The following is a 13,324-nucleotide window of genomic DNA, read 5'->3' on the forward strand; positions in this document are numbered from 1 at the left end:
CGCCTCAGTTCAATCGGCTTACGAAAAAGTCGCCCATCGAAACAAGCAGCTTGCGTACGGGACTGACGGGCAGAACGTCCTTGAGCTCGTCCTGATGATCGTGCGCGAGCTTGATGGCGTGCTCTCGCGCAAAGTCAATCGAGCCTGCCTCCTGCATGATCTGCACGGCATGCTCGAGACGAGCGGGATCCGTCTCCTTCGAGGAGAGGATGTCGATGAGTTCGTCGTGCACGGCGCCATCCGTATGCTCGAGCGCATGCACGACGACGAGCGTACGCTTGCCCTCGGTGATGTCGCCACGGAAATCCTTGCGCGTGGCCTCCTCGGTGCCGACGAGGTTGAGCAGGTCGTCCTGAATCTGGAATGCCAGGCCCGTCGACATGCCGTAGGCGCGCAGGGTCTCGATCTGCAGCTCGCTGCCGCCACCGATGATGGCGCCGACGGCAAGCGGCACGCCGCCCGAGTAGAACGCGGTCTTATGGGCGGCCATGGTCAGATAGTCCTCGACCGTGATGTCGAAACGCTCGTCACGCGCCCAGCCAATATCGAGCGCCTGGCCCTCGATCGTGCGCGTCGTCATATCGACGAGCTCTTTGAGCACGCGTAACTTGACGGCATCGGAGAGCGAATCATCGACGAGCACCGTACCCGTAACAAGCGAAAGTGCAAGATCGCCCGCGTTGATGGCGAGACCCTCGCCAATCTGATGATGCAGGCATGGCTTGCCGCGTCTGAGCTGGGACTCGTCGGCGATATCGTCGTGAATGAGCGCAGCGGTATGGAAATGCTCGATGGCCGCACCGGCGGCACGCGCCATGTCATCGTCACCACCGACTGCCTTGCATGCGAGCATGCAGATGAGCGGGCGATGCCGCTTGCCCGCATTGTTCGAGAACTCGGAAAGCGGCCCGTAGAGATAGCGCCACATGTCGGGATGCGTGCCCTCGCCAAAGAACTCCGCCATGTAGCTATCGAAGGCCGCCGTCCTCTCGTTCAGGAATTTCTCGAAGATATGATTGACCATGGTGTTGCGCATGCCTCCGCCGTGACGAGAAGACGCTTACTGCCGCTCCTCTTGGCTAGGCCTTGATGTTCTTGCGGTAGCGCATGAAGCTCTCGCTCTGCGCCTTCTTGACATCGAGACCGTAGTTCTTGTCGTGTAGCTCTTCTTCCTCGACGCGACGATCGAACTTGCGCTTGCCATTGACGATGACGCGTTCGATCTCCGGATCGGCGCCCTCTTCGGTAGCGGGGGCAAAGACGATGTTGACGGGAACCCTGATGGCACCGTGAGCGGTGAGGTAGCCGTCCTCATCCTCGGTGACCATCCACTCGATATGACCGGGACGGTCAAGAACGAGCGGGTTGTCCTTCATGTGCTCCTCGAGATCGAGCGATGCAAGTGCCGCGACGCGGTATTCCGGTAGCCTGTGAGCCGTCGAAGAATTTCCAAACAGTGCCATAGTTCCCCCTTGTCCGTACTTACCCTCTCCTGAAGACCATTGTATATCTTTGTGCGGCGCAAATGAACGCGATTTGGTAGGGGCGCAGGGATTCGAACCCTGATGACCAAAGGCCGGTGGATTTTAAGTCCACTGCGTCTGCCAGTTCCGCCACGCCCCCACATGCGAGCACCTAATGCTATCACTGCATGGGCTTACTCGTGAACAAAGAATATCGTATCAAGAATGCTGTAGTACCAGGTTTGCGGAGCGGTGATGCTTTTCTCATCGAGATGGTCCGGCAGCCTCGAAGCGTTATCGACCGTACCCTGCTCGTTCGTGACCACGGCAGAGCTTTCCCCTTCCCTGACCCATCCCAGGTCAGAGCGAGCTTGGTTCTCGATACCCTCCTCGGTTTGCAGGGCGTCGTTCTCGGCTTGGACGGCCTCGTTACGCTCGGTCACGGCATCGAGCTGCGCCTGGAGACGCTGCTCGGTACGCATCGTCTTGTAATAGTCGCGCCCGACGGGATAGAGCACGACGAGAGCAAAGACGACGATGCAGGCGACGATGGCAAGCACGCGCCATGAGCGCTCGCGCTTGCGCACCCGGGGAGCATCTGCGCGCTGCGAAGGTTTACGCTTTTCGCTGCGCTTTGGCATCTATACCTTGAGGTAGCGGCGCATGGCGATGGCCGAGCCCAGCATGCCGATGAGCACGCCGGCAATGATGAGCACGATGTAAATCGCGGAGTATACGCCCGGATCGACCGTGAGCGGCAGGAAGCTCACCATGTTCTCGAGCGCGGGGAACACCGTCACGCGCACGAGCGAGAGCACGATGATGGCGAACACGGCGCCGACGAGCGCCTGCAGGGCGCCTTCCATCACAAACGGCCCGCGAATGAAGCCATTGGTCGCGCCGACGAGCCGCATGATCGAAATCTCGCGCCTGCGGGCAAGAATCGCGAGGCGAATCGTGTTGTTGAGAAAGACCAGCGAGATGAACACGAGCAGGACGACCGCGACGATACATGCGTAGCGGATGACGTTGGTGACGGCGAAGAGGCGCTCGACCGTGCCCTGACCGTACTTGATGGAGTCGGACGGATCGCTGGGATTATCGGCAATCGCCGTGAAGGTCTCGCTGCCGAGAATCGCGTTCACCGTGTCTTGGACCTTGTGCGTATCGCGCAAGGTGATGACGTAGGTACGCGGCAGCGGGTTGCCGTCGAGCTGATTCACGATATCGGGGTTGTTGGCGGTCTGACGCTGGAAGTCCTCGAGAACCTGGTCCTTGTTGCGGAATTCCACCGAGGCGATGTTACCGGCATCGTTCTCGAGCGTCTTGAGATAGCTGTCGAGACTCGATATCTGCTCGTCGGTCGCCTCATCGGAAATGTAGAGACGCACGTTGACCTCATCCTCGAACGAGGTGGCGAGGTTGCCGATCATCATCGAGATGATGATGGTCACGCCGATCATGAGGAGTGACAGGAAAATGGTGACGATACCGCCAATCGTCGTGCCGAGATTGCGGCGCGAGCTGACGATGGACTCTTTGAGGAAGTAGATGATCTTAGACATCGTAACCGTACACTCCCTTCTTCTGATCGCGGACGAGGGTGCCGTTCTCGAGTGCGAGCACGCGCCGACGCATCTGATCGACCATCTCGCGGTCATGCGTGGCGACGAGAATGGTCGTGCCCGTGCGGTTGATGCGCTCGAGCAGACGCATGATGCCCAACGAGGTCTGCGGATCGAGGTTACCAGTCGGCTCGTCGCAAATGAGGATCGGCGGGCGGTTGACGATTGAGCGGGCGATGGAAACACGCTGCTGCTCGCCACCGGAAAGCTGGTCGGGCAGCTTGTCCATCTTGTCCTCGAGGCCGACGAGACGCAGGACCTCGGGTACCTGCGTGCGAATGACGTGACGTGATTTGCCGATTACCTCGAGTGCGAAGGCAACGTTCTCGAATGCCGTCTTGTTGGGCAGGAGCTTGAAGTCCTGGAACACGCAGCCGACGCTACGACGCAGGTACGGGATGCGCCAGTTCTTGATGGTGCGCAAGTTCTCGCCAGCGACGACGAGCTCGCCATTCGTGGGCACAATCTCGCGGTTGAGCATGCGAATGAAAGTCGACTTGCCCGAACCGGAATGACCAACGAGGAAGAGGAACTCACCCGAGCGGATATCAAGCGTGATATTGGCGAGCGCAGGCCTGTTGGGCTGCGCGGGGTACACCTTCGTGACGTTGCGCATCGAGATGACAACGGGGCCGAGGTTTTGCTTCGCGTTCTCGTCGAGCGCAAGGTCGGCGTAGGAGCCAACGGCTTCGGTAGCCGCGGGCATGCTGGAGGTCGATAGCGGGTTTGCCTGACCCGTTTGCGCCGGGCGCTGACGACCCGTCGCACCTGCAACGTTACGACGGACGTCGACATTGCTCTCCGCGTCGATACGCGGAAGACGTGCGTCGATCTGTCTGGTTCTATATGCATCGTTTGCCGCGGCTTGCTCATCTGCCTGGGGCATACGAGCCGCTTGACCGCGGGATTTTGACGAACGGCCGCCCGCTGCATGGGCGCCGCGCGACGATTTGCCGAATAGTGCCACGTTTCAACTCCGATCTCATTCAGCTTAGTCGGTTACGTATTCTATCCCACTGCCGCGCAAGTCAAATGGAAATATCGCGAACATCACAAAGCGTTCACGTATGGGAGGGGCGGGCCCCTGTCATCTCGACTGAAGCGGCCGCCGGCGCGGCCCCTGTCATCTCGACCGGAGGTGCCGTTAGGCACCGGAGTGGAGAGATCTCTCGTCGGGAGATTTCTCGACTTCGCTTCGCTCCGCTCGAAATGACAAGGGGGGGCTTCGTGTCGAATCTCTTGCTACTTGCGGGCGATGGCAGCGCGGGCCTTGGTAACAATGCCGGCGGCATCCAGGCCGTACTCCGCGAGCAACTCGTCAGGCTCACCGCTCGTGCCGAACATGTCACGCACGCCGACGCGCTCGAGGGGCACGGGGTAGTTCTCGCCGATGATATCGGCGACCGCCGAACCCAGACCGCCAACCGTGGAATGCTCCTCGCAGGTCACAACGCAGCCGGTCTTCTCGATACTCGCCAGCAACGTGGGCTTGTCGAAGGGCTTGACGCTGAACACGTCGATGACCTCGGCCGATATACCATCTTTCGCGAGCTCATCAGCGGCGAGGAGCGCCTGCGCGACCTCGATGCCACCCGCAACGAGCGTGACGTCCGTACCCTCACGCAGCACGTACGACTTGCCAAGCTCGAGCACGGTGCCCTCTTCGTATACGGTGGGGACCTTGGCGCGACCAAGGCGGATGTAGAAGGGACCGGGCGTGGTTGCCGCGATGCGGACGGCTTGCTTGGCAGCCCAGTAGTCAGCCGGAATGAGCACGTTCATGCCCGGCAGACCACGCATGAGGCTCACGTCCTCGAGCATTTGGTGGCTGCCGCCGTCCGGACCCACGGAGATACCCGCATGCGTCGGGGCGACCTTGACGTTGAGGCCCGCGTAGCAAACGGTATTGCGGATTTGATCGTAGCAGCGGCCCGTACCGAAGGCGGCAAAGCTACCGGTAAAGACGGTCTTGCCAACAAGCGAGAGACCCGAGGCGACGCCAATCATGTTCTGCTCGGCAATACCCACGTTAACGAGACGCTTGGGATCGAGGTCCTGGAGCTTCTTGGTGGTGGTGGAGCCGGATAGGTCGGCCTCGACGGCCATGATGTCATAACCTTCTTTGACGAGCTCGACGAGCGTTTCGCCATAGCCCTCACGGGTCGCGATAGTCTGTGCCATGGCTACTCCTTCCCCTCAAGCTCGGCAAGCGCATCACGGGCCTGCTCTTCGTTGGGAGCCTTGCCGTGCCAGCCTGCCTGGTTTTCCATGAACGAGACGCCCTTGCCCTTGACGGTATGGGCAACGATGCAGACGGGCGACCCTTCGAGAAGCGTCGCCGTCTTGAGTGCGGTGATGACGGCGCTAACGTCGTGGCCGTCGACTTCAATCGTCTGCCAGCCAAAGGACTGGAACTTCGAGCTGATGCCATCGAGACCGGCGACATCGCGTACGTCACCGTCAATTTGCAGGTTGTTGTTGTCGACAATGGCGACGAGGTTATCGAGCTCGTAATGCGCGGCGAACATGGCCGCTTCCCAGACCTGGCCCTCCTCGATTTCGCCGTCGCCGAGCAGGGTGAAGACACGGCGCTTGGGGCCACCCTCGTTCTGGCGGTCGATACGCATTCCAAGCGCGACGCCCGCGGCAATCGAAAGGCCCTGGCCGAGCGATCCGGTCGAGACCTCGACGCCGGGAAGTTTCTTGGAGTCGGGATGGCCTTGCAGACGGCTGTGCAGCTTGCGCAGCGTGAGCAGCTCGTCGTCGGGGACGAGGCCAAGCTCGGCAAGCGCGGCGTAGAGCACTGGCGCGGCATGGCCCTTCGAGAGGATGAAGTAATCGCGCTCAGGGTGCTGCGGGTCATCCTCGGAGTAGTTCATCACGCCGCCGAAGTAGAGCGACGCAACGATATCCGTGGCCGAAAGCGACCCACCAGGGTGACCGCTACCGGCCTCTTTAAGCATCTTGATGATGTTTTTGCGCATGTTGTTCGCACGCGCCTCGATCTCTTCCACAGACTCTTGGATCACGGATGCGCCCTCTCTTGATTGAGTGGTTTTTCAAGTCAGTTCATCATACTAGCTACGCGTTGAAAGTCGTCGAGAAATATCCTCGAGCTTAGTGAGATTTCTCCATTACGCTGCCTGCGGCAGCTCCAGTCGATACGTCGCCTAGCTCGCTTCGCTGACGCGCCATTGGTGGTAGCCAACGACGAACTCGTCGATGTCGCCGTCGAAGACCGCGTCCACGTTGCCCGTCTCAACACCGCTACGCAGATCCTTGACCATTTGGTATGGGTAGAGCACGTAATTGCGGATCTGATTGCCGAAGGAGATCTCGTGCTTGGGGCCGCGCAGCTCGTCGAGCGCGTTGGCGCGCTTCTCCTGCTCGAGCTCGTAGAGCTTGGAGCGCAAAATGCCCATGGCCGTGGCCTTGTTCTGGAGCTGGGAGCGCTCGTTTTGACAGGTGACGACGATGCCCGTGGGCAGATGCGTGATGCGCACGGCGGAGTCGGTCGTGTTGACGCCCTGGCCACCGTGGCCCGAGGAGTGGTAGACGTCGATGCGCAAGTCCCCTTCGTCGATTTCGACCTCAATGTCATCGGGCAAAACAGGCAAAACCTCGACACCACCGAAGGTGGTCTGACGACGCTTCTTGGCATCCGTCGGGCTAATGCGTACGAGACGGTGCACGCCCTGCTCGCTCTTGAGCATGCCGTAGGCGTTATGCCCACTCACGGTGAAGGTCGCACGGTCGAGGCCGATAGCCTCGCCGGCAGGGGCGTCGTTGACGGTGACCTTCCAGTTCTTGCGCTCGGCGTAACGCGTGTACATGCGGAAGAGCATCTCGGTCCAGTCCTGGGCCTCAAGTCCGCCTTGGCCCGGATTGATCGTCACGATGCAGTCACCGGAGTCGAGCTCGTCGTCGAACCACGAGGACAACTCGAGCGCGTCGGCATTGGACGTAAGCGTTCTGATGGACTCGATGACCTCGCCCTCAAGCTCGTCGTCACCCTCCATCGCAAGCTCGTTTGCCGTCTCGGCATCCTCGAGAAGCGAGACGGCGTTGTCGTACTCGGCGATTTCGTCACGCAGCGCCGCGGCCTTGCTCATGATTGACTGGGCGTGCTCCTGGTCATCCCAGAAACCCGCCTGTGCCGATTGGCCTTCAAGGCCGGCGAGTTGCTCGCGCTTGTCGTCGATGTGCAGGTACGAGCCCATCTTCTCGATACGCTCGCGCAGTGCCGCGAGCTCCTGTGCGTGATTGTCTGCCATGCCCCGCTACCCTATTGATTGGCGCCGTGGCACTTCTTGTACTTCTTGCCGCTGCCGCAGGGACACGGATCATTGCGACCGACGTTTGCGTACGGATCGTCCTTGTCCTTCACGACCGTGCGCGGCGCAGGCTGTGCATTGCCCATGCTCGCCGATGCCGTGGTCTGCGATGCAACTCCCGCGGAGCCAGCAACCCTGCGCGTCGCATCGGGGATGTTCTCATCGGGCGCCGAGTATGAGACGCTGTTGAGCGTCTCCTGGTCTTCGGCTTGCTCGGGTTGCTCGAGGTTGACGTTGATCTGCAGGCGCAGAATCGTGCGGATGAAGTCCTCGTAGATGGCCGCAACGAGCGCACTGAACGCGGAGTATGCCTCCTCCTTGTATTCGACGAGGGGGTCGCGCTGGCCAACGGCGCGCAAGCCGATGCCGGCACGCAGGTAATCCATCTCGGAAAGATGCGACATCCAACGCGTATCGATGACGCGCAGCATGACCTGGTTTTGCACCTGATCGAAGACATCTTCCGGAATCTGGCCCTTCTTGTCCTCGTAGATGCCGAGCACCTTCTCGGAGACGACGTCGATCATGCGCGTGGTGTCTTCCTGATGGTCAAGCTCGTCAAGGTCGAATTCGATACCCGTGAGCTCCTTGAACCAGTTGTTGAGGCCCTCCATGTCCCAGTCCTCGTAGACATCGTGGCTGGGGCAGTACTCGTACACGGCATCTTCGACCGCGCCCACGATGAGCTCGGGCACGCGCTCGGCATAGCTCTTGCCGTCAAGAATGTCATTGCGCTCGGCGTAGATGGTCTTGCGCTGCTTGTCCATGACGTCGTCATATTCGAGGACGTGCTTACGGGAGGAGAAGTGCATGGCCTCGACCTGACGCTGAGCGCTTTCGATGCCCTTGGTGACCATCTTGGCCTGAATGGGCATGTCATCGTCAATCTCGGTGCGTTGCATGAGCCCGCTGATGCGATCCATGCGGTCACCGCCGAACAGGCGCATGAGGTCATCCTCGAGCGAGAGGTAGAACTGCGATGAGCCTGGATCGCCCTGACGGCCGGAACGACCACGCAGCTGGTTGTCGATGCGTCGCGACTCATGGCGCTCGGTGCCGATAACGGCAAGGCCACCTGCATCGCGCACGATACGGGCCTCCTCGGCGCAAATCTCCTTGGCCTCGGCGAGCGCCGCCTCCCACTGCTCGTCCGTGATTTCGTCCTCCTCGACACCGCGCTGGGCGAGGATGTCACGTGCGAGATACTCGGGATTGCCGCCGAGCAAGATGTCCGTACCACGACCGGCCATGTTGGTGGCGATGGTGACGGCGCCGGCACGTCCGGCCTGTGCGACGATGTTGGCCTCTTGCTCGTGGAACTTCGCGTTGAGGACCGAGTGCTTGATGCCGCGCTTGGAGAGCAGCGACGAGAGGCGCTCGGAGCTCTCGATGGAGATGGTGCCGACCAGACAGGGCTGCTGATGCGCGTGGCGCTCCGCGACGTCGTCTGCAACGGCGTTGAACTTGGCATCGACCGTACGATAGACAAGATCGGGCAGCTCTTCGCGGATGACCGGCCTGTTGGAGGGAATCACCTCGACGGGAAGCTTGTAGATGTCACGGAACTCGGCGTCCTCGGTCTTGGCCGTACCGGTCATGCCCGAGAGCTTGTCGTACAGACGGAAGTAGTTCTGCAACGTGATGGTGGCCATGGTCTGGTTCTCGGCACGCACGAGCACGCCCTCTTTGGCCTCGATCGCCTGGTGCAGGCCTTCCGAATAGCGACGGCCTTCCATGATGCGGCCCGTGAACTCGTCGACGATCTTGACCTCGCCGTTTTGGACGATGTAGTCCTTGTCGCGATGGAAAAGGAACTGCGCCTTGAGTGCCTGGTGCAGATGGTTGGAAAGCTGACCGGAGATATCCGAGTAGATGTCCTCGATGCCAAGCAACGACTCGACATGTTGGAGACCCTCGTCCGTCGTGGAAATGGTGCGTTTTGCCTCGTCCATCTCGAAGTCGACGTTCTTGACGAGGTGCTTGACCGCGTTTGCGAACTTGCGGTAGGTGTCCGTTGACTGCGAGCCGGCTCCCGAAATGATGAGCGGCGTGCGCGCCTCGTCGATAAGGATGGAATCGACCTCGTCGACGATGGCGAAGGCGTGGCCGCGCTGCACACGCGAGTCGGGATTGACGACCATGTTGTCGCGCAGGTAATCGAAACCGAACTCGGCGTTGGTGCCATACGTGACGTCTGCATCGTAGGCAGCCTTGCGAGCCTCGGTCTTGGTGCCGTTCTGGATGAGGCCGACTTCCATGCCCAGGAACTCGTAAACCTGCCCCATCCACTCGCTATCGCGCTTGGCCAGGTAGTCATTGACGGTGACGATGTGCACGCCCTCCCCTGGGATGGCGTTGAGGTAGCCGGCAAGCGTCGAGACGAGCGTCTTGCCTTCGCCGGTCTTCATCTCGGCGATCTGACCCTCGTTGAGGACCATGCCACCGATGAGCTGCACGTCGAAGTGGCGCAGACCCAGCGTGCGCACCGATGCCTCGCGCACGACGGCGAATGCCTCGGGCAGCAAGTCCTCAAGCGACTCGCCATCTGCGTAGCGCTCACGAAACTCGATGGTCTTCTCGCGCAGCTCCTCATCGCTGAGCTGGGAGATTTCGTCTTCGAGATAATTGATTTCGCCGACTCTATTGCGAAATGCCTTGATTTCCTTGCCCTCGCCAGCCGAGAGCAGCTTAGAGAATATGTTTGCCATGATTCATGCCTTTATTTTTCTGAAACGATATTGGCGTCCGTACTACTTTAGCACAGGTCAGTAGTGCCCCTTCCTGACGAGTGGGGAACAAACGCATGCCCATAGAAGCCACACATCACACACGCGCAGTCTCCATCCTAAAAGGTCAGGGTGCTTTTTGGACAAGCGCTGCCTCCAGGCGCAAGAGCTCGGGATCGGTGGTCACGAGCGCGTTGTAGAGCTCGCGCGTCTCGATGGATGGATCAAGACCAAGCGTTTCCTGCAGGTAATCACGGCATGAGAGATAGGTCTTGATCGCCGGGCAACGCTGGCCCGAGGCAATCTGCGCCTTCATGAGCGCACGGTACACGTCTTCGCGCGTCTGCTCTTCCTCCATCGCCTTGCGCGCGAACCACAGAGCGATGCGCGTATCGCGTACCCGCAAGGCGCAGTCCGTCGCCGCGACCATGGCATCGACATAGAGCGCACGGTAACGATCGCGCTGGGCGTTGATGGCTCGCACGCTACGCTCGCTGGGCACGAGACCTCCCCGGTAGAGGGCTTCGATCTTTGCATAGGTGTCGAGCAGGTAGTTCGCGTCGTGATCCGAGACGAGCAGGTGCCGCGCGAGCTGCTCGAACTCCGCGATATCGGAGTGCACGTAGCGCGGATCGATGCGGCAGAACTCGCCATTGCGTTCGAGGTAAGGCGCCTCCCCCACGATCGAGATGCAGTTACCCCAGACGGTGTAGAAGTTATCGAGCGCATGCGTGCGCGGCAGACCGGGCCATATCTGCTTGAGGAGGTCGTCACGCGGCACGTCACGGCCGTGGTTGAGGACGAGCAGGGAGAAGAGCGCGCGGGCCTTCTTGCGCCACTTGCCCTCGCTCAGATAGCGCTCGCCAATGGTCACCTCGAAGCCACCAAGCAAGCGCACGTACATCTCATCACCGGTCTTGTTGACAACGTTGGGTTTGGGGACGGACTTTCCGGCATTTTGCGCAGAGAGCCCCTGAAGCTTCCACGGTATCGATGCGGACTCCCGACCGCAGCAAGTGGCAAGCATCTCGAGCATGTGGGCAGCACCGTCGAGAACCTTGGCGTCGCGACGGTCCACGACGGGACCAACCAGCCCAAAGTACCCCGACCGCCACATGTCGCAGACGAGCATCGCCTCGGTGAAGCTCGTCACGCCGCGCCTACGCATTCTGAGCACCGCGTCACAACCGAGGTCCTGGACCAGATGTCGCAGGTCGGGACTATCGACATGCGCGAGCACGTGCAAGGCGACACCGAACGCACGCGAGTTTCCGAGCATGTCGACATGCTCGGTGAACAGCGCTCCGAGCTGTCGAGCACGCTGCCTGCCTGGTGCACGGCGTCCCTTGCCATACCGCGGATCGCTCTCGGGATCATCGAGGCAAAACGCGCGAGCAAGCTCGGCATTCGTACAGGAGTCGAGCACGCTCGTGATAAAGGAGAGCTCATCAGGCGCCTTGATCTTCGGCGAAAGCTCGTAATGCGTGGTGTCGATAATCGCATTCTCGTCGAATTGGGCAAGCGCGATGCGAGCCGCGACACTCGCGGCATCTGGTTTATCGGCCGATTTCTGCATGGCGAGAACGTGTTGCGCGATATGGCATGCCTCGCGCGCATCTCCCGACAAGCCGGATACCCACGCGTGAATCACCTGCAGTATGGAGCTGTTTGCATACGTTGCCTCGGGGCAACGGTCAAGTAGCGTCGAGACAAGATGTATCTCGCCCGCATCGAGAAAGTCCCAGCCCCGCTCGACAAGCCACGCAGCGCAGCGTTCGTCGTTGCAGAAAGCATCGATGATGATGGATCCACGTCGCAAATCACCGCGTTTGAACAGCGCCCCGAGCACGCGCTCGGACAGCGAATGGTTGCCTTCGAGCACGACGGCTTCGAGCTTGTTGGCGAGAATCGCGTGTCTGAGATCGGCCAGCTCGAAATCCGCGACCTCGAACACGCCGGATACCGTATCGATGCCGAAAACGGGATAGTCACGCGCAAGCAGCGCGATGTCCTCGCTCCTGAGCGTAATCCCGATGCCGTCGAGATCACGCATGGTGCCTGTCTTGAACAGGAGCATGGCAAACATGCCGCGCACGAGATCGAGCGGGAGACGCTCGGAGAACAGCCCCTTGAGGCACTCCTGCTGGGACAGCATGTTTGCGCCCCAGATAACCGAAGCCGCACGTCCAAACAGCAGTTTACCGGCATCGATCCAACGCTTCTTGCCGAATGCGCGACTGCCGCCATCCTGCTCGGTCACCTGCCGCGGAGCGCACTCTTGCTCGGTTGCGAGCAGTTCGACCGCGTGTATGGAAAGGCAATCGGCCTGCAGAGCGCTCAGAACATCGCAAGAGGGCAGCGTCGTTGCGATGACCTCGATGCCCGCGTAGAGAGCCGCATCAACGTGCCGAGAGAGGGCATGGGCGCGTTCTTCGTGTAGCCAGGGTATGTTATCGAGAATGACGAGGCTTGCGCAGACATCGCCTTGCCTCACGATCATGTTCTCGTCTCTGTCGAGCGCGAGCAAAAAATCAGGGCTTGCGGCATCAATCCAGGTAACGGAGGTGTCAGGGAAGAGGCGCTGCGCATACTCGCGCGCAAGCTCCGTCTTCCCGAAGCCGTGCGGCGCCATGATGAGGCGCAACGCATTGCGGTCTTGCAGCATCGCCGAAATGAGGGCATCGCGTTTGACGTGCGTCCCCAGAAGCGTCGAGGCCTGCAATTCTGCCGGATAATCGAGCGAGAGATCCTCCCCTGCCTCTTCGGATGTCTCGAAATCAAACGTAAGCTCCTCGGCCATAGCGCATTCCCCCTCAGAACAGTGCTTCGCATACGAGGGTGATGGTGCGCGACAGCGCCGAATCGGGCACGCAGATGACCGCGATTGCACAGATAAGCAGCAGTATTCCGCAGCTTGACAGCAGGCATGACACGGCAAGCAACATGCGCGGCTGACGCGACGTACGCTCGCTTTGCCCCTCGGGAGCCTCTTCATGCGAAAACCGGGAGAGGCGTGCCATGACGGCTTGGGCGCTTTCGTGTGAAGGCGCAGGCGGAACCTCGATGCTCATCATTACTCCTCGCTATTGCTCTTGCGAGGAAGCAGGGTACTCGCCCTCGTTGTCACGTCTCTACAAAATCATCTCGACAAGATATGGCTTTTCTCAAACCATGAT

The 13,324-nt window shown here is 60.4% G+C and carries 9 protein-coding genes, 1 tRNA gene and 1 pseudogene; 1 reads left to right on the forward strand and 10 read right to left on the reverse strand.

Going from position 1 to position 13,324, the window contains the following annotated elements:
* Positions 1-4: 4 nt before the first annotated feature.
* A complete protein-coding gene (locus DBY20_07165; GenBank protein PWL78103.1) occupies positions 5-1,036 on the reverse strand; it encodes a polyprenyl synthetase in 1,032 nt (343 codons plus the stop codon).
* Positions 1,037-1,177: 141 nt separating this feature from the next.
* Here DBY20_07165 and DBY20_07170 point away from each other — a divergent pair.
* Positions 1,178-1,207, forward strand: a pseudogene (locus tag DBY20_07170) (hypothetical protein).
* A gap of 330 nt (positions 1,208-1,537) precedes the next feature.
* Here DBY20_07170 and DBY20_07175 read toward each other — a convergent pair.
* The 9 genes from DBY20_07175 to DBY20_07215 all read right to left on the reverse strand — a co-directional run bounded on the left by DBY20_07175 (position 1,538) and on the right by DBY20_07215 (position 13,143).
* Positions 1,538-1,623: transfer RNA gene (locus DBY20_07175), tRNA-Leu, on the reverse strand.
* Between the two features lie 34 nt (positions 1,624-1,657).
* Positions 1,658-2,104 (reverse strand): hypothetical protein, encoded by a 447-nt coding sequence (locus DBY20_07180; GenBank protein ID PWL78104.1) that lies wholly within the window; start codon positions 2,102-2,104, stop codon positions 1,658-1,660.
* Positions 2,105-3,028 carry an ABC transporter permease gene (locus tag DBY20_07185; GenBank protein PWL78105.1) on the reverse strand — a complete coding sequence of 308 codons (924 nt, stop codon included), beginning with the start codon at positions 3,026-3,028 and terminating at the stop codon, positions 2,105-2,107.
* Positions 3,021-3,794 (reverse strand): cell division ATP-binding protein FtsE, encoded by a 774-nt coding sequence (gene ftsE, locus DBY20_07190; protein ID PWL78305.1) that lies wholly within the window; start codon positions 3,792-3,794, stop codon positions 3,021-3,023. The genes DBY20_07185 and ftsE overlap by 8 nt, the downstream gene beginning before the upstream one ends.
* A gap of 536 nt (positions 3,795-4,330) precedes the next feature.
* A complete protein-coding gene (locus DBY20_07195; protein ID PWL78106.1) occupies positions 4,331-5,269 on the reverse strand; it encodes a transketolase in 939 nt (312 codons plus the stop codon).
* A gap of 2 nt (positions 5,270-5,271) precedes the next feature.
* The gene (locus tag DBY20_07200; GenBank protein PWL78107.1) at positions 5,272-6,102 is read right to left on the reverse strand and encodes a transketolase; all 831 of its coding nucleotides are present in this window, start codon (positions 6,100-6,102) and stop codon (positions 5,272-5,274) included.
* Positions 6,103-6,258: 156 nt separating this feature from the next.
* Positions 6,259-7,362 carry a peptide chain release factor 2 gene (locus tag DBY20_07205; protein PWL78108.1) on the reverse strand — a complete coding sequence of 368 codons (1,104 nt, stop codon included), beginning with the start codon at positions 7,360-7,362 and terminating at the stop codon, positions 6,259-6,261.
* An 11-nt stretch (positions 7,363-7,373) separates the two neighbouring features.
* Positions 7,374-10,130 carry a preprotein translocase subunit SecA gene (locus DBY20_07210; protein PWL78109.1) on the reverse strand — a complete coding sequence of 919 codons (2,757 nt, stop codon included), beginning with the start codon at positions 10,128-10,130 and terminating at the stop codon, positions 7,374-7,376.
* Between the two features lie 145 nt (positions 10,131-10,275).
* Positions 10,276-13,143, reverse strand: coding sequence for a hypothetical protein (locus tag DBY20_07215; GenBank protein PWL78110.1), 2,868 nt, complete (start codon positions 13,141-13,143; stop codon positions 10,276-10,278).
* Positions 13,144-13,324 lie beyond the last annotated feature (181 nt).

This window comes from Coriobacteriia bacterium, assembly GCA_003149935.1.
GTDB lineage: Bacteria > Actinomycetota > Coriobacteriia > Coriobacteriales > QAMH01 > QAMH01.